19 protein-coding genes are annotated in these 19,895 nt (G+C 66.9%); 6 read left to right on the top strand and 13 right to left on the bottom strand.

The features are described 5' to 3' along the window. Positions 1-4 precede the first annotated feature (4 nt). On the top strand, positions 5-1,180 hold the full coding sequence (cobG, locus tag MYCSP_RS09585) for a precorrin-3B synthase (protein ID WP_088413678.1): 1,176 nt from the start codon (positions 5-7) through the stop codon (positions 1,178-1,180). Here cobG and MYCSP_RS09580 read toward each other — a convergent pair. Next, on the bottom strand, positions 1,125-1,880 hold the full coding sequence (locus MYCSP_RS09580) for a hypothetical protein (RefSeq protein WP_157886167.1): 756 nt from the start codon (positions 1,878-1,880) through the stop codon (positions 1,125-1,127). The two genes, cobG and MYCSP_RS09580, sit on opposite strands and share 56 nt — an antisense overlap. 95 nt (positions 1,881-1,975) lie before the next feature. Here MYCSP_RS09580 and MYCSP_RS09575 point away from each other — a divergent pair, with 95 nt between their 5' ends. Both MYCSP_RS09575 and MYCSP_RS09570 read left to right on the top strand, forming a co-directional pair. After that, positions 1,976-2,602: a precorrin-8X methylmutase gene (locus tag MYCSP_RS09575; protein WP_070910838.1), complete on the top strand. Its 627-nt coding sequence runs from the start codon at positions 1,976-1,978 to the stop codon at positions 2,600-2,602. Positions 2,603-2,608: 6 nt separating this feature from the next. After that, entirely contained in the window at positions 2,609-4,102 is a 1,494-nt protein-coding gene (locus MYCSP_RS09570) for a precorrin-2 C(20)-methyltransferase (protein ID WP_088413676.1), read from the top strand. Here MYCSP_RS09570 and MYCSP_RS09565 read toward each other — a convergent pair. The 4 genes from MYCSP_RS09565 to MYCSP_RS09550 are packed head-to-tail and all read right to left on the bottom strand — an operon-like array spanning position 4,074 to position 7,481. Continuing rightward, on the bottom strand, positions 4,074-4,802 hold the full coding sequence (locus MYCSP_RS09565; RefSeq protein WP_088415548.1) for a cobalt-precorrin-6A reductase: 729 nt from the start codon (positions 4,800-4,802) through the stop codon (positions 4,074-4,076). The two genes, MYCSP_RS09570 and MYCSP_RS09565, sit on opposite strands and share 29 nt — an antisense overlap. Positions 4,803-4,822: 20 nt before the next feature. Continuing rightward, complete coding sequence (cobM, locus tag MYCSP_RS09560; protein WP_083018292.1) at positions 4,823-5,578, bottom strand: precorrin-4 C(11)-methyltransferase; 756 nt, start codon at positions 5,576-5,578, stop codon at positions 4,823-4,825. After that, on the bottom strand, positions 5,575-6,777 hold the full coding sequence (gene cbiE / locus MYCSP_RS09555) for a precorrin-6y C5,15-methyltransferase (decarboxylating) subunit CbiE (RefSeq protein WP_088413675.1): 1,203 nt from the start codon (positions 6,775-6,777) through the stop codon (positions 5,575-5,577). The genes cobM and cbiE overlap by 4 nt, the downstream gene beginning before the upstream one ends. Beyond that, positions 6,756-7,481, bottom strand: coding sequence for an SDR family NAD(P)-dependent oxidoreductase (locus tag MYCSP_RS09550; RefSeq protein ID WP_083018341.1), 726 nt, complete (start codon positions 7,479-7,481; stop codon positions 6,756-6,758). The genes cbiE and MYCSP_RS09550 overlap by 22 nt, the downstream gene beginning before the upstream one ends. Positions 7,482-7,582: 101 nt before the next feature. On the opposite strand from MYCSP_RS09550, the gene MYCSP_RS09545 reads away from it, so the two are divergent. Beyond that, complete coding sequence (locus tag MYCSP_RS09545) at positions 7,583-8,008, top strand: F420-dependent biliverdin reductase (protein WP_070910842.1); 426 nt, start codon at positions 7,583-7,585, stop codon at positions 8,006-8,008. Here the strand turns inward: MYCSP_RS09545 and MYCSP_RS09540 are convergent. Continuing rightward, positions 7,998-9,122 (bottom strand): M24 family metallopeptidase, encoded by a 1,125-nt coding sequence (locus MYCSP_RS09540; protein ID WP_088413673.1) that lies wholly within the window; start codon positions 9,120-9,122, stop codon positions 7,998-8,000. The genes MYCSP_RS09545 and MYCSP_RS09540 overlap by 11 nt on opposite strands. A gap of 66 nt (positions 9,123-9,188) precedes the next feature. On the opposite strand from MYCSP_RS09540, the gene MYCSP_RS09535 reads away from it, so the two are divergent. Next, the gene (locus tag MYCSP_RS09535; protein ID WP_083018344.1) at positions 9,189-10,124 is read left to right on the top strand and encodes a 5'-3' exonuclease; all 936 of its coding nucleotides are present in this window, start codon (positions 9,189-9,191) and stop codon (positions 10,122-10,124) included. Positions 10,125-10,177: 53 nt separating this feature from the next. On the opposite strand, the gene MYCSP_RS09530 is transcribed toward MYCSP_RS09535, so the two are convergent. From MYCSP_RS09530 to pafA, 7 genes are all read right to left on the bottom strand, one after another. Beyond that, positions 10,178-10,885, bottom strand: coding sequence for a DUF4333 domain-containing protein (locus MYCSP_RS09530; RefSeq protein ID WP_070910843.1), 708 nt, complete (start codon positions 10,883-10,885; stop codon positions 10,178-10,180). 79 nt (positions 10,886-10,964) lie between these two features. After that, positions 10,965-13,706: a DEAD/DEAH box helicase gene (locus tag MYCSP_RS09525; RefSeq protein ID WP_088413672.1), complete on the bottom strand. Its 2,742-nt coding sequence runs from the start codon at positions 13,704-13,706 to the stop codon at positions 10,965-10,967. Further along, on the bottom strand, positions 13,703-14,635 hold the full coding sequence (gene tatC / locus MYCSP_RS09520; RefSeq protein ID WP_088413671.1) for a twin-arginine translocase subunit TatC: 933 nt from the start codon (positions 14,633-14,635) through the stop codon (positions 13,703-13,705). The genes MYCSP_RS09525 and tatC overlap by 4 nt, the downstream gene beginning before the upstream one ends. Positions 14,636-14,680: 45 nt before the next feature. After that, on the bottom strand, positions 14,681-14,941 hold the full coding sequence (gene tatA / locus MYCSP_RS09515; protein ID WP_162266341.1) for a Sec-independent protein translocase subunit TatA: 261 nt from the start codon (positions 14,939-14,941) through the stop codon (positions 14,681-14,683). Between the two features lie 57 nt (positions 14,942-14,998). Continuing rightward, the gene (locus tag MYCSP_RS09510; RefSeq protein WP_083018297.1) at positions 14,999-15,952 is read right to left on the bottom strand and encodes a helix-turn-helix transcriptional regulator; all 954 of its coding nucleotides are present in this window, start codon (positions 15,950-15,952) and stop codon (positions 14,999-15,001) included. Further along, positions 15,949-16,950: a helix-turn-helix transcriptional regulator gene (locus MYCSP_RS09505; RefSeq protein WP_083018298.1), complete on the bottom strand. Its 1,002-nt coding sequence runs from the start codon at positions 16,948-16,950 to the stop codon at positions 15,949-15,951. Before MYCSP_RS09505 ends, MYCSP_RS09510 begins: the two co-directional genes overlap by 4 nt. Positions 16,951-17,105: 155 nt before the next feature. After that, positions 17,106-18,464: a Pup--protein ligase gene (gene pafA, locus MYCSP_RS09500; RefSeq protein ID WP_088413669.1), complete on the bottom strand. Its 1,359-nt coding sequence runs from the start codon at positions 18,462-18,464 to the stop codon at positions 17,106-17,108. A gap of 165 nt (positions 18,465-18,629) precedes the next feature. Between pafA and MYCSP_RS09495 the strand changes: the two genes are divergently transcribed. After that, entirely contained in the window at positions 18,630-19,874 is a 1,245-nt protein-coding gene (locus MYCSP_RS09495) for a glycosyltransferase (protein ID WP_088413668.1), read from the top strand. Positions 19,875-19,895: the final 21 nt, after the last annotated feature.

Here is a 19,895-nt window from a genome sequence, read left to right as displayed (position 1 = left end):
GTAGGTGACCCGCTCTGGTGACGAGCCGCTTGCGCGAAGACCACGAGGCACCGCCGACGACGCGTGCCCCGGTGCGCTGCGGTTACATGAGGCGGCCGATGGAGCGCTGGCACGCATCCGGCTGCCCGGCGGAATGCTCTCGTCGGCGCAGTTGGCCGCGTTGGCCACAGCAGCAGGCAGCCATGGCGCACCCGTTTTGGAGCTGACGTCCCGCGGCAACGTTCAGCTTCGGTCGATCCGGGATGCGGACGCGGTGGGCACCCTGTTATCGGACGCCGGTCTGCTGCCGTCGCCGAGCCACGAACGAGTGCGCAACATCGTGGCCTCGCCGCTGTCGGGGCGAGCCGGCGACTTCCCCGATGTGCGGCCGCTTGTCCTCGCGCTCGACCATGGGCTGATCTCAGCTTCCGCGCTCGCCGACCTGCCGGGCCGCTTCCTGTTCAGCCTCGACGACGGACGAGCAGACATGGTGACCATGGGTGCCGACATCGGGCTGGTCCACGAGCCCGGCGGCTGGCGCGTGCTGCTCGACGGCCACGCCACCTCCGTGTGCGTCGCCGAACCCGGCGCCGCCATCGACCACATGCTCGCGGCAGCGCACACCTTCGTCGATATCCGGGGAGACGCATGGCGCGTCCGGGAGCTGCCGGCCGGCGCCCGGACGCTTGCCGAGGCGATCGGCGCAACAGTGGTCACGGGCCCGGGCGAGGCCGTATCCGGACCGCACGCGCCCGTGGGATGGATCGAACAGCATCCCGACGGCGAGTTGGTGACGCTGGGTGCCGCCGTTCCGCTCGGGCAACTGCCCGCACGGGTGGCCGCGCTGCTGGCCGCCGCCGAAAAGCCCCTCGTCATCACCCCATGGCGGTCGGTACTGCTATGCGATCTGCCCCACGAGGACGCCGATGCGGTGCTGCGGGTGCTGGCACCCCTGGGCCTGGTTTTCGACGAGCGCTCCCCTTGGCTCAATGCCAGCTCGTGCACCGGGTTGCCGGGGTGTGGACGCTCACGAACCGACGTTCACGCCGACGTGCGGCTCGAAGTCGCCGAAGAGATCGCCAGCGGTATTCATTCGCCGGTGCACCGGCACTGGGTCGGCTGCCCGCGCGCCTGCGGCAGCCCCGCTAACGGCCAGGTATTGGTGGCAACGGAGCTGGGCTATCGCCCACTGGCTCGGTAAAAGTCGCTCCCAACAACCTTCCGGCCTCCCCGCAGAAGTGATCGCGGGCCTGGACCTCGTCCATGTTCAGTACCGAAAGATCCGCGTGAGCTGTTCCGTCGGGCAATCGCGCCAGCGCACACTCGAATGTGCCCGATCGGTCGTTCCATTCGACCTTCGCGTAGGTGTGCAATCGCCCCTCGTCGAAACGATGAAAACCCGCTCCGCCGTATCCGTTTCCCGGCGACACGTCCACGATGTAGCCCTCGTCCGAAACGGTGATCGTCTTACCGAACAGCTCTCCCGCGTCGACGAGAATTCGGTCCCGGTCGGCCTGGTGCCATACCCGCCATACGGTGCCACCGGTGCCACCGGTGCCGGCCGAAACCGGCAAGAGCAGCTCATCGAGCCCTACTCGGTCGATATCCGCCCAATGTGGGGGCCCGATCGCGCGGCCCTCGTAGATGGCCCGACTGTCAGACACCGAGGTCAGCAGTTTCACCGTCGACTGCGAATAGACCGGCGAGGTCGACGCCCGGCCGGCCAGGCTCACCACCACCTGGAGATGATTGGCATCGGATGAGCGGGCGCTGCACTGCCACGACGGCAGCTGGTGGTCATATGCCGCCGTGCAGTCGGGCAACGGTTCGGCCATTGCCCGTGCGGGCGCGGTCAGCACCCCGAGCAGGGCCAGCACCGCGAGCAACACGGCGCCTCTCACCGGTCCGTCCCCCGCACGGCGTTCATTGCCCGATGCTATCGGGGGTGAGCGGGCCAGGTTCAAGAATTGCGCATCGGCACCCGTAGGGTTAGCGCGTGCTGGACTACGTACGGGACGGAGCCGAAATCTATCGGCAGTCGTTCGCGACCATCAGGGCCGAGGCCGATCTCTCGGCGTTCCCCGACGACGTCGCGCGTGTGGTGGTCCGACTCATACACACCTGTGGGCAGGTCGATCTGCCCGGCGAGATCGCCTTCTCTGCCGATGTGGTGACGCGCACCCGGGCTGCCCTGGATGCGGGTGCACCGATTCTGTGCGATTCCTCGATGGTCGCGGCGGGAATCACCCGTCTGCGACTGCCCGCCGACAACGAGGTGGTGTCCCTGGTCGCCGATCCACGCGCCGCCGACCTGGCGCAGCGCACCGGAACCACCAGGTCGGCTGCCGCCGTGGACCTTTGGGCTGATCGACTACCGGGATCGGTTGCCGCTATCGGAAATGCCCCCACCGCGCTGTTCCGCATTCTCGAACTCGTCGACGACGGGGTGGCTCCCCCGGTGTCGGTCCTCGGCGGTCCGGTCGGATTCGTCGGCTCGGCACAGTCCAAACAAGAGCTGATCGACCGGCCGCGCGGCATGGACTACCTACTGGTGCGGGGACGACGCGGAGGCAGTGCGATGGCCGCCGCCGCGGTGAACGCGATTGCGAGCGATAAGGATTAACGGAGCATGACCGATCCGAACAAACCCCGCGGGGTGCTGTGGGGCGTGGGGCTGGGCCCTGGTGATCCCGAGCTGGTGACCGTCAAGGCCGCACGGGTGATCGGCCAGGCCGACGTGGTGGCGTTCCACAGCGCGCGGCACGGCCGCAGCATCGCTCGTTCGATTGCCGAACCGTATCTGCGGCCCGGTCAAATCGAGGAGCATCTCGTCTATCCGGTCACCACCGAAACCACCGACCACCCGGGTGGATACCGCGGTGCGATCGACGACTTCTACGAAGAGTCCGCGAATCGGATTGCCGCTCATCTGGATTCCGGCCGGAACGTGGCGTTGCTCGCCGAGGGCGACCCGTTGTTCTACAGCTCGTACATGCATATGCATCGCCGCCTGACCGACAGGTTCGACGCGGTGATCATCCCCGGCGTGACCTCGGTCAGCGCCGCCTCGGCCGCTACGGGGACGCCCCTGGTCGAGGGCGACGAGACCCTCACCGTCATCCCCGGCACGCTGCCCGCCGACGAGATCGCCCGCAGGCTCGGCGATTCCGATGCCGCGGTCATCATGAAGCTGGGCCGCTCCTATGGCACCGTCCGTCAGGCGCTTCAGAACTCTGGCCTGCTGAACCGCGCCTACTACGTGGAACGCGCCAGCACGTCCGGGCAGCGGGTGCTTCCTGCGGCCGACGTCGATCCGTCCTCGGTTCCGTACTTCTCACTGGTTCTGGTTCCCGGAGCACAGCCGGTCGCCGAAGCCGAGCCCGATGGGATGGTGACGGTCCTCGGCCTGGGGCCCGGCCATCACGATTGGACCACCAGCGAGGTGCGTCAGGAGCTGGCACGGGCCACCGACCTCATCGGCTACGGTCCGTACCTGGACCGGATTCCCTGCCGCGACGGCCAGATTCGGCACGCCAGCGACAACCGTGACGAACCCGCGCGCGCCGAGCTCGCCTTCAAACTTGCGGCCGGAGGCAGGCGGGTGGCAGTGGTCTCATCCGGCGACCCGGGGGTGTTCGCGATGGCCGCGGCGGTGTTGGAGGAGGCCCGGGCCTGGCCCGATGTCACGGTGCGGGTTCTTCCGGCGATGACGGCGGCGCAGGCCGTCGCCAGCCGTGTGGGTGCTCCCCTGGGGCATGACTACGCCGTGATCTCCCTGTCCGACCGTCTCAAGCCCTGGGACATCATCGAGTCGCGGTTGCGTGCCGCGGCGGCGGCCGATCTGGTGCTGGCCGTGTACAACCCCGCCTCGAAGTCGCGCACGTGGCAGGTCGCGTCGATGCGCGACGTACTGCTGGAACACCGCGCCCCGGCTACTCCCGTGGTGGTGGGACGCGATGTCGGCGGCTCGGGAGAATCCGTGCACGTGACGACACTGGGCGAGCTGGACCCATCGGTGGTGGACATGCGCACCCTGCTGATCGTCGGGTCGTCACAGACCCAGTGGCAGGACACCGAATCCGGCCCTCAGGTGTTCACACCTCGGCGGTATCCCGCTCAATAACCCACCGTTGCGCCTCGTCCACGGTGGACACCGTGGACACGCGCTCCGGCAGAGCCGGCCGGTCGATCATCACGACGGGGATATTCAGCGCTGCGGCAGCGTCCAACTTGGCCGAGGTCATCGTGCCGCCGCTGTTCTTGGTGACCAGCACCTCGATCTCGTACTGCCGCATGAGTTCGGTCTCCTCGGCAACGGTGTACGGCCCGCGCGACAACAGCAGGTGGTGCCGTTCGGGCAACTCATCGGCCGACATCGGCTCCACCACCCGGATCAGGAACCAGGCGTCCGAGAACAGGAACGCCCCGATACTGGAGCGGCCGGAGGTCAGGAACACCCGCGAGAAGCCCCTCGCCACCACCGCGTCCTTGGCCTCGGCCGCCGAGGACACCACGGTGGCGTCTTCTGCCGGCCAGGGTGGACGGCGCAGGATCAGGTGCGGGATGCCCAATCTGTCGCACGCCGCCACAGCGTTCTCGGTGATCGTCGCCGCGAACGGGTGGGTGGCATCGATGACCGCATCGACGGCGTTGTCCGACAACCATTTCCGTAGACCCACCTCGCCACCGAAGCCCCCGACGCGCAATGCGCCCGCCGGCACCGCGGGATTCCGCACTCGCCCGGCCAGCGAGGTGGTGACATCGAATCGAGGCGCGAGCCGCTCGGCCAGTTCACGCGCCTCGGCCGAACCGCCGAGGATCAGGATCTTCCTTGGTGCTGCCACTAGTGCGACGCCCCTCTCCGTCGTCCCGCCGAGTACAGATAGCTGTCGGTGAACCCCTCTGCCGCAAGTACCTTGCCGACGAAAATGACCGCCGTCTTAGTCACACCGGACGCCGTCATTTTTGACGCGATATCGGCAAGCGTGCCGCGCAGAATGATCTCGGAAGGCCAGCTGGCATAGGCCACCACCGCGACCGGTGTGTCCGACGGGTATCCACCGGCGACGAGATCGGCTACCACGGTGTCGATCTGAGCCGCCGCCAGGTGCAACGCCAGGGTCGCCCCCGGCGCGGCCAGGGTCCGCAGATCCTCACCCGCGGGCATCGCGGTGGACAATGTCGAGACTCGGGTGATCGTCACCGTCTGCGCGATGCCGGGAACGGTGAGTTCGGCACCCAGCGCCGCCGCCGCGGCGGCGAAGGCCGGGACACCCGGCACGATCTCGTGACCGATGCCGAGCGCGTCCAGCCGACGGCACTGCTCGGCGACCGCACTGTACAGCGAGGGATCACCGGAATGCAGCCTCGCGACATCCAATCCCTGGGCGTCGGCGGCAGATATCTCCTCGATGATGGCATCGAGGGTCATCGGCCCGGTATCGACGATCCTGGCCTCCGGCGGGCACACGTCCAGCAGGTCGCGCGGCATGATCGAGCCGGCGTACAGGCACACCGGGCACCGCTGCAGGATCCGCTGTCCGCGCACCGTGATCAGGTCCGGGGCGCCCGGTCCGGCGCCGATGAAGTAGACGGTCATGGCTTGTCGGCGCTCCATTGGACGACGGGTAGCCGGGATCTCCAGCTGGTGAAGTCTCCCAGCGGGGAGGCATCCTCGACGCGATACCTGCGCAGCTCTCCCCCGTGTCGGGAATACCATTGGACAAGAAGCGCTTCGGATTCCGCCGTCACCGCGTTGACGACCATCCGGCCGCCGCCCGGCAGCCGCTCCCAACATGCCTCAAGCAGGCCGGGCTGAGTCACGCCGCCGCCGACGAAGATCACATCCGGCGCCGTGGCCCGCTCGAAATCCTGTGGAGCCGAATCGAGAACCTCGACATCGACACCGAACTTCGTCGCGTTGGCCGCGATGGCGACCCGCCGTGACGGGTCGATCTCGAAGGCCGAGGCGCTACAGCCGGCGCCGCTGCGGGACCATTCGACCGCGATGCTGCCGGATCCCGCGCCGACGTCCCAGAGCCGCTGTCCGGGCCGCGGCGCCAATGACGCCAGGGTGACCGCCCGGATCTCACGCTTGGTGATCTGACCGTCGTGCTCGAACACGCTCTCGGGCAGCCCCGCGACCAAGGGCAGGATCGCAACCTCCTGAGCCGGAACATACTCGACGGCAATGACATTCAACGCATCACCGGGAACATGGTTCCAGTCGCCGGCGACGCCGCCGAACGAACGTTCTGCCGCACCACCCAGCTGCTCCCACACCGTCAATCGCGAGGCGCCCAGCGCAGAGGCGGTCAGGGTGCGTGCCAGCTCCGCCGGGGTATCGGCATTGCGACTCAGCACCACCGCACGCCCGCCGTACCTGCGGGCCGATTTGGCGGGCGCGTTCACCAGGCTGATGATCTCGACATCGTTCACCGCCCAACCCATTCGGGCACAGGCCAGCGACACGCTGGAAACATGTGGGAGAACCTGAACCCGCTGCACACCGAACAGTCGGGTCAGCGTGGTGCCGATACCGTGCAGCATGGGGTCGCCGCTGGCGAGTACGTGCACGTCGCCGAGTCCGTCGAACATGGTGGGCAACGCGGGCAGCAGCGGCGAGGGCCACACCCGGCATTCGGCAACCAGAGATTCCTGCGCCAGCAGTTCGAGCTGGCGCAGCGAGCCGAAAATGACTGAGGCGCGTTGCAATTCACGGCGAGATCGCACCGACAGCCCGTCGACGCCGTCGGCACCGATTCCGACCACGGTAATCATCGCGGCATCCTGCGCCATACCGACGACGGTACCCACCGCATCAAGAAGGCGAGCGCGCCCAGCGTCCCGGGAACCCACACCGTGCGTTTTCCGCCACGCAGCGCCCGCACCGTCGCCTGCGCCACCTGGGGCGGGGTGCTGGCCAAGGGGGCTGGTGACATACCCGCCGCCATCCGGCCGATCACGAAGCCCGGACGAACGATCAGCAAGCGGACCCCGGATCCGTGCAGCGCGTCGGCGAGGCCGTTCGCGAAACCGTCCAACCCCGCCTTGGCCGACCCGTACACATAGTTGGCCCGCCGCACCCGCCATCCGGCGATCGACGAGAAGACCACCAGAGCACCGCGACCGGCACCGCGCATGCGCACGGCCAGACTGGTCAGCAACGCGATCTGCGCCACGTAGTCGATATGCACAATCGCGGCGGCATGCTCTGCATCGGTCTCCGCCCGCGCCTGATCACCCAACAGCCCGAATGCGACGACCGCCACGTCGATGGCTCCGTGTCGCTCGATGACGGAGGCCAGCACCGACTCATGACTGTCGAGCTGGGCCGCGTCGAACTCGACGCGATCGACGCCGATCGCGCCCGCATCGAGAACCCGCTGTTCCTCCTCACGCAGGTCCTCCGCCCGACGCGCGGCCAGGACCACCGTGTTTCCTGGCGCCAGTCGGGTGGCTACCTCCACCCCGATTTCGCTACGGCCACCGAAAATCACCACCGTCGACGGTCTTCCCGCAAGCGGTTCATCCCCAAGCTTGCCGGAGTGTCGCACCGTGTCGGTCACGTCAGCGATTATGTCCTGCGCTAGCGTGAGAGCCGATGCCGAACACCCCTACGACCCGACTTACCGACGATGCGCTGGCGTTCCTCTCCGAGCGCCATCTGGCGATGCTCACCACCCTGCGGCAGGACAACAGCCCGCATGTGGTGGCCGTCGGATTCACCTTCGATCCCGCAACGCATATCGCGCGGGTGATCACCACCGGTGGATCGCAGAAGGCCGTCAACGCCGAGCGCGGCGGTCTCGCGGTGCTGAGTCAGGTGGACGGGGCACGCTGGCTCTCACTGGAGGGCTCAGCCACGGTTGTCACCGACAAGGAAGCCGTCCGCGATGCCGAGTTGCGCTACGCGCAGCGCTACCGCACCCCGCGCGTCAACCCTCAGCGCGTGGTCATCGAGGTCAAGATCGAGCGGGTGCTCGGTTCCTCGGATCTGCTGAACCGGGGCGACACTCCTAGCGAGTAGGCACAACCGTCAGGCCGTGTGGCCGCGAATTCACCGATTCGCAACCATTTTCGGTGACGACGACGATGTCCTCGATCCGAGCGCCCCACTGCCCCGGGAAATACACACCGGGCTCGATGCTGAAGGCCATTCCCGGCTCCAGGATCAGATCGTTGCCCTCCACGATGTACGGCTCCTCGTGTACCGACAGCCCGATGCCGTGCCCGGTGCGGTGCACGAACGCCTCGCCCATGCCGGCTTCGGTCAGGACACGGCGCGCGGCGGCGTCCACGGATTCGGCGGTCACCCCGGGGCGGGCCGCCTGAACCGCAGCCTGCTGAGCCTGCTCCAGGATCGAGATCCGTTGCGCCACATCGGGGTCTGGGTCGCCGATGCTGTAGGTACGGGTGCAGTCGGAGTTGTAGCCCGGCTCGTAGCTACCGCCGATATCGACCACCACAATGTCCCCCACCTGCAGCTCCCGATCCGAGCACTCATGATGCGGGTCGGCCCCGTGTGGTCCGGAACCGACGATGATGAAGGCCACCGCCGAATGGCCTTCGGCCACAATCGCTTCAGCGATATCCGCGGACACCTGAGCCTCCGTACGTCCCGGCACCAGCAGCTCGGGAACCAGTGCGTGCACTCGGTCGATGGCAGCCCCGGCCTTGCGCAGTGCGTCGATCTCGGAGGCGTCCTTGACCATGCGCAGCCTGCGCAGCACTCCGGTGGCCAGCACGGGCACTGTCCCGATCAGTTCCGCCAACGGGAGTAGGTGCAGCGCGGGCATCGACTCGGTGACCGCCACCGTTCCCGTCGTCCCCAACGCCGTGCGTACCAGCTCGTAGGGGTTCTCACCGTCGACCCAATCGCTGACCGGGATGTCGAGGTCGCCGATCGCCGAATCTTTCAGCGCCGCAAGCTCCATCCTCGGAGTGATCACGGTCGGCGCGCCGGAGGCGGGCACCACCAACGCGGTGAGCCGCTCGAATGTCTCCGCGCGCGAACCGGTGAGGTATCTCAGGTCGTATCCGGGTGTGATCACCAACCCGGCCACCCCGGCCGCCGCGGCCTCTCGGGCGGCACGTCGCAGGCGATCGGCGTACACATCGGATTCGAAACGCTGGGCTGCCATACGGTCCAGGCTATCTGGCATAGGTTGGGTGCCGTGTCCGAAGACCCCGCCCAAGCACGCCCCGTCCTGCTCCTCGATGGCGCCAGCCTCTGGTTCCGCTCCTACTTCGGAGTGCCCGACTCCATCAAGGCACCCGATGGCAGGCCGGTGAACGCCGTCCGCGGCTTCCTGGACACCATCTCGCAGCTCATCACCTTGCATCGGCCGCATCGGCTTGTGGTGTGTCTGGACCTGGACTGGCGCCCGCAATGGCGGGTGGCGGCCATTCCGTCGTACAAGGCGCATCGAGTTGCGGAAGAGGTGCCGGCTTCCGTCGATGTCGAGGAGGTACCCGATGAGCTGACACCCCAGGTCGACATGATCGCCGCCATGCTGGATGCGTTTGGAATCGCGTCTGCCGGCGCGCCGGGCTTCGAGGCCGACGACGTACTGGGCACCCTGGCGGCGGCCGAACGTCGTGACCCTGTCGTCGTCGTCAGCGGCGATCGTGACCTGCTGCAGGTCGTCACCGAGGCCCCGGTGCCGGTCCGGGTCTTCTACATGGGTCGCGGATTCGCCAAGGCCACGCTGTTCGGCCCCACCGAGGTGGCCGAACAGTACGGCTTGCCCGCCGCTCGAGCCGGTGCGGCGTACGCGGAGCTGGCCTTGCTGCGCGGCGATCCGTCCGACGGCCTGCCCGGCGTCGCGGGTGTGGGCGAGAAGACCGCCGCCAGGCTTCTTGCCGAGTACGGCTCGCTGGCAGGCATCCTTACGGCGGCTGATGATCCGAAATCCGGACTGGCCAAAGCGGTTCGCGCCAAGTTACAGGCCGCGACGGACTACATCGGCGCCGCCGAACCCGTGGTACGGGTGGCGGTGGATGCGCCGGTGACAATCGATCGGGCCAGCGATGCGCTGCCACTGACGGCGCGCGATCCGCAGCGCGTGGCCGCACTGGGCGTCGAGTTGGGCATCGGGTCGGCGATCAACCGGCTGCAGAAGGCACTCGACGGGCTCCCCTGACGACAAAAACCCCGAGTGTGGATCTGCACACTCGGGGTTTTCGAAAAGGCGGATTACTTGGGGCGGCCCACCTCGTAGGTGCCCTTGTCGTTCTGGAACGTCACGGTGACCTGACGCTTGGTGCCGTCGATGCTGACATCGCAGGTGAAGGTGGCGCCCTTCTTCACCTCGGGGTTGTTGCCGTCATTGCACTTGACGTCCTTGACGTTCTTGGCGCCGTACCCGTTGGTCTCGTCGGTCAGAACCTTGGTCACGCCCTCTTGGGCCTTGTTGACGTCCAGGGTGGTGGTCATGGCCCAACCGGGAGCCAAGAAAGCGGTGATCAGCACCACGAGCAGGATCAGCGTGGCCGCGGCGATACCGCCGATGATCGCGATGGTCTTGGTGGACCGCTGCGGCTTGCCGGCGCCGAACTGGGGGAACGGCTGCCCCTGCTGCCCGTACTGGCCGGGGTATGCGCCCTGCTGCCCGTACTGTCCCGGCTGGCCGTAGGCACCCGGCTGACCGAACTGGCTCGGCTCGCCGAATCCCGGCTGGGCGGGCTGCTGACCGAACTGGCTCGGATCCCCAAAGCCACCGGCCGGGAAACCCGGCTGCTGGTATTGCGGGTACTGCTGTCCCTGACCGTAGGCGGGCTGCTGCCACCCCTGCTCACCCTGCTGCGCCGGATCTGAGGATTGCGGTGTCTGCCAGGGCTCTTGGCCTTGCCCAGGTTGCGGCGCCCACTGTCCGCCAGGTTCGGTTCCCTGTGGACCGCTCATCGTTCCTCCCGTGTCGCGACATTGTTACTTACCGGTGTGTAAGAGCGTGCTGACGCTCCACCTTAGCGTTTGCTCGACCTTATGTGCCATCAACGGCGACGACGCCACGCCGCACGTCGGCCACCGCGGCCTTTGCCGCCGAACGCACATCGGCATCCGGCGCCGCCTTGTGAATCTGGTCTAGTAGATCCACCACTTGTCGGCACCACCGCACGAAATCGCCCGCGGGCAGCGCGGTACCGGTATCGCCGGCCGCCTCCAACGATGCTGCCAGATCTCCGGTGGTCGCCCACCGGTAGACCGCCCCCACGAAGCCCTCGTCGATGTCGCGGGTCGGCGACAGATGGTGCTGCTGCTCGTCGCGCCGCAGGCGTGCCAGCGCCCGGTGCGTCTCGGCGAGTGCCCCGCGCAACGCGGCTGTCGGGGCCTCGCCCGTCACCGATACCGTGTCGCCGCGCGACTCGTACAACACCGCCGATGCCACCGCCGCCAGCTCAGCGGGCTTGAGGCCTGCCCACAGCCCGCGCCGCAGGCACTCGGCGACCAGCAGATCACTCTCGCTGTAGATGCGGGCCAGCAGCATGCCGTCTTCGGTGACCTTCATCCCCAGTTCTTCGCTGCTCTCGACGTATCCGCGTTCGGCCAGCAGCGCCAGGATGCGGTCGAAGGTGCGCGCGAGCGAGTTCGTCGCGGCAGCCACTTTCTTCTGCAGTTGAGCGTTGTCGCGTTCGATGCGCAGATAGCGTTCACCGGTGCGCGCCAGCTCCTCGCGGTTGGCGCCGTGATGGGCGGGATGCTCCCGGATTTCGTGACGCAGCCGTTGGACTTCGGCGTCCACCCCGAAATCCGATCCGTCGGCACCCTTGCGGCCCTTCGCGGGTTGGGGCCTGCGCACCCGGCCCTCGTCGAGCGCCGATCGCAACGCCGATGCCACATCGCGCCGCACCTTGGGCTGGCGATGCTCGACGCGTTTGGGCAGCGCGATGGATCCCAGTGGTTCCGCCCCTCCCGAATAGTCTGCCGAGGAAATCCTTCCCGCCCAACGATGTTCGGTCAGAACCAGCGGACGAGGATCTTCGTCGTCGTTGGCGGGCTCCAGCACCACGGCCACGCCGTTGCGCCTTCCGTGCGGGATGGCGATGACATCACCGCGCTTGAGCGCCGCCAGGGCATCATTGGCCGCGCCGCGGCGTTCGAGCCGCGAGGCACGGGCCGCCGCGCGCTCGCGTTCGGAGAGACTGGCGCGCAGCCGGACGTACTGCAAGATGGAACCATCATGTCCGCCAGTCTCTTTGGCGATCTCATCGAGCATCCTCTGACCGCGTTCGATTCCGCGCACCAATCCCACGACAGAGCGGTCGGCCTGGTACTGCGCGAAGGATCGCTCCAGCAGTTCACGCGCGGGGTCCGGGCCCATGCGGTGCACCAGATTGATCGTCATGTTGTACGACGGCGCAAAGGAACTGCGCAGCGGGAAGGTGCGTGTGGACGCCAGGCCCGCGATCTCGCTGGGCTCCACCTCGGGTGTCCACAGCACGACGGCGTGCCCCTCGACGTCGATTCCGCGCCGGCCCGCCCGCCCGGTCAGCTGGGTGTATTCCCCCGGGGTCAGCGCGGCGTGCTGCTCGCCGTTGAACTTGACCAACCGCTCCAGCACCACCGTGCGCGCGGGCATGTTGATTCCCAGTGCCAGTGTCTCGGTCGCGAATACCGCCTTCACCAACCCCTTGGTGAACAACTCCTCGACGGTGTGTCGGAAGACCGGCAGCATGCCCGCATGGTGTGCGGCGATTCCGCGCAGCAGGCCTTCCCGCCACTGCCAGTACCCGAGCACATCCAGGTCGGCCTCGGGCAGTCCCTCGGTGCGGCGGTCGATGATCGCGACGATCTCGCGCCGTTCCTCCTCCGTCGTCAACCGCAACCGGGACCGAAGACATTGCGCCACAGCGCCATCACATCCGGCCCGCGAGAAGATGAAGGTGATCGCCGGGAGCAGGCCATCCTCGTCGAGCCGGGTGATGACCTCCGGCCGCGACGGCGGTCGGTAGAGGGTGGGGCGTGATTGCGGGGACCGATGGTGCGGCCCGCGACGATGTGGGCGGTCGAAGTCGGCGAACCGATCGGCCTGTCGACGCTGGGCGATGTAGCGGGTGAGTTCGGGGTCGACATCGGTCTTCTTGCCGTCGTAATCGAACAGGTCGAACAGCCGCCGGCCCACTATGACGTGCTGCCACAACGGAACCGGTCTGGTCTCGTCGACCACCACAGTGGTGTCCCCGCGGACCGTCTTGATCCAACCGCCGAATTCCTCGGCGTTGCTCACCGTGGCCGACAGGCTGGCCAGCGCGACATCCTCGGGCAGGTGCAGGATCACTTCTTCCCACACCGCACCGCGGAACCGGTCGGCGAGGAAGTGCACCTCATCCATCACCACATACGAAAGACCATGCAGTGCCGGCGAATCCGCGTACAGCATGTTGCGCAGCACCTCGGTGGTCATCACCACCACGGGAGCATCTGAATTGATCGACGAGTCGCCGGTGAGCAGACCGACCTTCTCCGGCCCGTACACCGACACCAGGTCGTTGTACTTCTGGTTGCTCAACGCCTTGATCGGGGTGGTGTAGAAGCACTTGCGCCCGGCCGCCAGCGCCAGGTGCACCGCGAATTCTCCGACGATGGTCTTACCCGCGCCGGTGGGCGCGCAGACCAGCACGCCGTGGCCGTTCTCCAGGGCGGTGCATGCGCGCACCTGGAACGGATCGAGCGCGAAGCTCAGCCCTTGGGAGAAGGCGCTGAGCTCGGTTCCGATGCTGGTCACTTGCCCATGTTGTCAAACCGCTCGGGGGGACCGATCGGTTCGGGCGCGGCAATGGCTTCGGGCGCGTCGAGCGCCGAGGCCTCGTCGTCATCGAGTTGCTGTGCGGCCTCGCGCTTGGCCTTGCGTTTGTCGTGCACGCGGGCGACCTGGATCGCGAACTCCAACAGCAGCGTCAGCGCGAGCCCCAGTGCCGTCATCGAGAACGGATCGGAGCCCGGCGTGGCGAAGGCGGCGAACACGAACAGGCCGAAGATGATGCCGCGGCGCCAATTCTTGAGCTTGTCGTAGGACAGGATCCCGACGAAGTTCAACATGACGAGCAGCAGCGGAAATTCGAAGCTGACGCCGAAGACCAGCAGCAGGTTGATCAGGAAGCTGAAGTACTCGTCACCCTTGAGCCCGGTGACCTGAACGTCGCTACCCACGGTCAACAGGAAGTGCAGGGCCTTGGCCAGCACCAGGTAGGCCAGCAGCGCACCGGCGACGAAGAGCACCGCCGCCGCGGTCACGAAGATGACCGCGAATCTGCGTTCATTGCGGTACAGGCCGGGGGTGATGAACCGCCAGATTTGGTAGAGCCACACGGGGCAGGCCAGCACCACGCCTGCGGTCAGGCCCACCTTGAGGCGCAGCATGAACTGCTCGAAGGGCGCGGTGGCCAAGAGCCGGCAGGCGCCGTCGGCGCTGAGGTTGGCTCGCGCGCTGGCCGGCAGCGAGCAATACGGTTCGCGCAGCCACTCACCGAGGCTTTCGATCCCGAACATGGCGTGCTCGTACCAGACGAAACCGATGATCGTGGTCAGCAGGACGGCAGCCACCGAGATCAGCAGTCGCGTCCGCAGCTCCTGCAGATGCTCCACCAGCGACATGGTGCCGTCGGGATTCTTGGGTTGTCGGCGCAGCCGAAGAGCACCGACGATTTTGTTCATGAATGCATGACCTGTCCGGCCGGCCTATCCTGCGGTCGAACGCGGCTAGACAGCGGGCTTGTGACCGGGTGTCGTTTCGATGGGGGGAGCTTCCACGGCGGCGGCGGGAGGCACCTGCTGCTGCTCAACGGCTTGCGCGGCGGTATCCGCACTCTTTCCGTCGTTCTGCAGTTCCTTGACTTCCGACTTGAAGATCCGCAGCGACTTACCCAGCGAACGCGCGAGGTCTGGCAGCTTCTTGGCTCCGAAGAGCAGCGCGAATACGACGATAACGATTACCCAGTGCATGGGTTGTAGACCGCCCAATGTGGTCACCTCCTGACGTCATGTCTGCCCTGAATGCTACCCCAGGGCGGGTTGCGGTCAGCTGGCCTGATAGGCCGCCAGCGCCGCCGCCGCGTCGGTGCGCACGCGTCGCGCCAACGACTCCGGCGCCAGCACGCGGATCGCCGAACCAAATCCCAGGATCAAACGCGCCATCCAATCCTCGGAGGCGTAGGTCATCGCGGCCTCCACCGATCCGTCGGCATGCTGGGTGCCGGTCGGACGCATCGGGAAGTAGTCGAACACCCAGGAGGCACTCGGGCCGACGAGCACCGTCGCCGCCGGAAGCGAAGGATCGGCCTCGAACAGACCGGTGTCGGTGGCCGTCTGCACGGCCGGTGCGGGCGGCGCCGCGCGCTGATCGAGGACCTCGGCCTGTTCGATTCGGTCGAACCGGAACAACCGCACGCCCTCGGACGCGCGGCACCAGGCCTCCAGATAGCTGTGGTCCCCCACCACCGCGATGCGGATGGGATCGACCACGCGCTCCGACAACGCATCGCGCGATGCCGAGTAGTACTCGATGCGCAATGCCTTGCGGTTGCGTACGGCCGAACGCACCGCGCTCACCGCCTCTGATTCGACGGCGGGCGCCGGCACGGGCGCAGCGTCGGCGGGAGCCGCCCCGGCGGCCTCTTCGATCTTGGCGATGGCACTGCGCGCGGCCTCGGGATCGACGGTTCCGGGCATGTCCAGCAGTGCGCGCAACGCGACCAGCAGCGCCGTCGCCTCCGGCGAAGTGAGGCGTAGCGGACGGTCGATACCGGCGGAAAAGGTGACCTCGATGCTCTCCTCGGAGAAGGACAGATCGATCAGATCGCCGGGACCGTAGCCGGGCAGACCGCACATCCACAGCTGGTTCAGGTCAGCCATCAGCTGTTTGGTGGTGACACCCAGGTCCGCGGCGGCGTCGGCGGCGCTGATACCCGGATTGGCCTGGAAGTACGGAACCATGTTCAGCAGTCGCGTGAGCCTGTTCGACAGCTCGGTCATGCGGTGACTCCTGCCTGCTCCTGAAGCCGGGCCACGACTTCGTCACGCACCTGGGCCGGTTCCAGCGCCACCGCGTCGGCGCCGTGGGAGGCGATCGAACGGACCAGCCGGTCCGGTGAGGCGACCTCGATCTCGACGACATCTCCGTCACGTTCGCCCAGCCGCCGGGGCTCGACCACGGCACCCATGCGGCGCAGTTCCTGGGCGCGTCCCTCGGCGATCCACACACGTGCGGTGATCCGCACCGGCCCGTCACCGACAGCCCTGGCCACGATGGCGCGCAGATCCACTCCCTCGGGGCGTCGTACCGTCCCCGGTTTGTCCATCATCGTGACGTCCTCGCCGATACGGGAGAGCCGGAAGGTGCGGGTGGCATCCCGGTCGCGGTCGTGCCCGACGAGATACCAGCGTCCGCGATCGGTGATCACGCCCCAGGGTTCAACGGTGCGCGTGACGTAAGGCTCGGCACGCGAGGGCCGGTGTCCGAACTGCACGGCCTGACCGGAGTCGATGGCGGACAACAGAACTCGCAACACCGATTCCGATCCGCGCCCACCGGGCATTGCTAGGTTTGCCGTGGACCCTGCCACCGAGACGTTCTCGGCGGCAGGGTCGACGTCGACCCCCGCCGCCCGCAGCTTCATCAGCGCACCCTGGGCCGCGGTGACCAGCTCGGGCGATTGCCACAGCTGGGTCGCGACGGCGACGGCCGCGGACTCGTCGGCGGTGAGGGTGATGTCGGGCAGCTCGTAGGCATCGCGGCGGATGCGGTAGCCCTCGGTGGCGTCGAAGGACGACACCTTCCCCGTCTCCAGTGGGATGCCCAGATCACGCAGTTCGTTCTTGTCACGCTCGAACATCCGGCTGAAGGCCTCGTCGCTCGGCGAGTCCGAGTAACCGGCCACGGAGGTTCGGATGCGTTCGGCGGTGACGTAGGCGCGTGTGGACAGCAGGCAGATCACCAGGTTCATCAACCGCTCGACTTTGGAGATCGCCACGGCGGAAAGCTTAGAGGACCAGGGCGCGTTTCCTGCCAGCGCTTTAGGGGGTGTTGCGAAAGTTTGTTCGACGTTTACGGCCGCCGAGATGACACTCATGCGGGTGAATCAGGCGAATCTCCAGCACCAATGTCATCTCGGCGAGAAATGGGCCGCTACATGCTGGCGATGAGACGTTCCACCCGCTCGTCGACCGACCGGAACGGGTCCTTGCACAACACGGTGCGCTGCGCCTGGTCGTTGAGCTTGAGGTGCACCCAGTCCACCGTGAAATCGCGTCCCGCCTCCTGGGCGGCGGTGATGAAATCACCGCGCAGCTTGGCCCGGGTGGTCTGCGGCGGCTGGTCGACGGCTGCCTTGATCTCCTCGTCGGTGGTGACCCGGGCAGCCAAACCCTTGCGCTGCAGCAGGTCGAACACGCCGCGGCCACGCTTGATGTCGTGATACGCCAGGTCCAACTGCGCGATCTTGGGATCGGACAGCTCCATGTCGTAGCGGTCCTGGTAGCGCTGGAACAGCTTGCGCTTGATCACCCAGTCGATCTCGGTATCGACCTTCGAGAAGTCTTGGCTCTCAACGGCGTCCAGCGTGCGGCCCCAGAGCTCGACGACCTGCTCGATCTGCTCGTTGGGCTCTCTGGTGTTGAGGTGTTCCACGGCGCGCGCGTGGTACTCGCGCTGGATGTCCAGCGCGCTGGCCTGCCGTCCTCCGGCGAGTCGCACGGGGCGCCGTCCGGTGAGGTCATGGCTGACCTCGCGGATAGCCCTGATCGGGTTGTCCAGCGAGAAGTCACGGAAGGCCACACCCGACTCGATCATCTCCAGCACCAGGGCCGCAGTGCCCACCTTGAGCATGGTGGTGGTCTCGGCCATGTTGGAGTCGCCGACGATGACGTGCAGGCGCCGGTACTTCTCGGCATCGGCGTGCGGTTCGTCTCGGGTGTTGATGATGGGACGGCTACGGGTGGTCGCCGACGACACACCTTCCCAAATATGTTCGGCGCGTTGCGATAAGCAGTAGGTCGCCGCCTTAGGTGTCTGCAGGACCTTCCCCGCGCCGCAGATCAGCTGGCGGGTGACCAGGAACGGCAGCAGCACGTCAGAGATCCGGGAGAACTCCCCCGCCCGCACGATGAGGTAGTTCTCGTGGCAGCCGTAGGAGTTGCCGGCCGAGTCGGTGTTGTTCTTGAACAGATAGATATCGCCGCCGATGCCTTCATCGGTCAGGCGCTGTTCGGCATCGATGAGCAGGTCTTCGAGCACGCGCTCCCCGGCGCGGTCGTGAGTGACCAGCTGCACCAGGCTGTCGCATTCGGCGGTGGCGTATTCGGGGTGGCTGCCCACGTCGAGGTAGAGCCGTGCGCCGTTACGCAAAAAGACGTTGGAACTGCGGCCCCAGGACACCACGCGGCGGAACAGGTAGCGGGCGACCTCGTCCGGGCTCAGCCTTCGGTGGCCGTGAAATGTGCACGTGACGCCGAACTCGGTCTCGATCCCCATAATTCGACGTTGCACATGATCGAGCCTACTGGGTGAGGTCATCCGCGGTGGGGAGGCTGGCCTTAGTCGGGGCCTTCTGTCTGGGTATCTCAGCGGCAGTACCGGCGATCCGATACGGTTCGGGGCGGGTTGGGCCCCGGTTCCGCACGCCGTATTGGCACACAACGACAGGTTTCGACGATGCATATAGCGCTGTTCACCGATCTTCACCCCGAGAGCCTGGGTGGGGCACAGATCTCGGTGGCCCGCCAGCGTCACGGCCTGGAGCGGCTGGGACACAAGGTGACCGTGTTCACCGCACCGTTGGCGCACACCGTCGACCCCGACCCGAACGTCGTCGAGGTCAAGCCCGTGCCATTCGTGGCCGAGGCCATGCGCAAGCTCGGTAAGCACGACGACTTCACCTTCGTGTGGCCGGGAGCGGCGAACCGGGAGCTGATCGATCGGGAGCTGCGCGCCCGCGGACCCATCGACATCATTCACAGCCAGGGTGACTTGGGCGTCTGCATCGCCGGTGTGGAGGCCGCGCGCCGCAACGGCATCCCGGTGGTGCAGACCAAGCACACGCGGTACGACGTCTACTTCGAGAAGGCCAGCCCCAATCCCCTGCTGCTGGCCTGGATCTTCAGTCAGATGCAGGAGCGCCACCTGCCCAAGGACTTCCACCTGACGACGGTGCAGGAGTCCGCTGCGTCACGGCGGGCCTGGCAGCTGATGATGGCGCAGGCGCAGGCAGTGGATCACGAGATCACCCCCACGACACACTTCGCGCAGGCACTCACCGACCGCGGTCTACGTCGCCCAATCTCGGTGGTGTCGAACGGTGTGGACGACGAGCTCGTGGACATCGCCCGCGAAGCCGCCGACGACAAGCCGACCGATGACGAGCCGCTGCGATTGATCTGGTGCGGACGCCTGTCTCCCGAGAAGCGGGTGCTGGAGGCGGTGAAGGCGGCCACCCAGGTCCAGAACTGCGTCATGGACATCTACGGCGACGGCCACCTGGAACACGCGATCAAGAAGTACGTCGATTCGCACGGGGCCTCGCATCGCATCCGGCTGCGTGGCCGGGTCAGCCAGGACAGCTGCCTGGCGGCGATGGGAGCCAGCAGCGCCCTGCTGTTCACCTCCTACGGCTTCGATACCCAGGGATTGGTTCTGCTGGAGGCGATTTCGATGTCGACCCCGGTGATCTTCTGCGACCAGATCCTGGGCGAATCGGTGCCCGACGGCGGCGGTCTGGTCACAGAGAACGAGTCCGTCGAAGCCATCGCGAAGGCCATCCGCGCACTCGCCGATAACCGCGCCAAGCTCCGGCAGATGACCGAGGTCGTATCCGCGCATCAGGATGAGCCGCGGCAGTCGTTGCAGACCGAGAAAATCGTCGCCATCTACAACGACGTGTTGAAGAAGGCCAACGCCTGACCTCCTGAGGCGGCATAGGCT

It is taken from the genome of Mycobacteroides saopaulense, from assembly GCF_001456355.1.
GTDB lineage: Bacteria > Actinomycetota > Actinomycetes > Mycobacteriales > Mycobacteriaceae > Mycobacterium > Mycobacterium saopaulense.
This window is presented reverse-complemented; position numbering and strand designations above follow the sequence as displayed.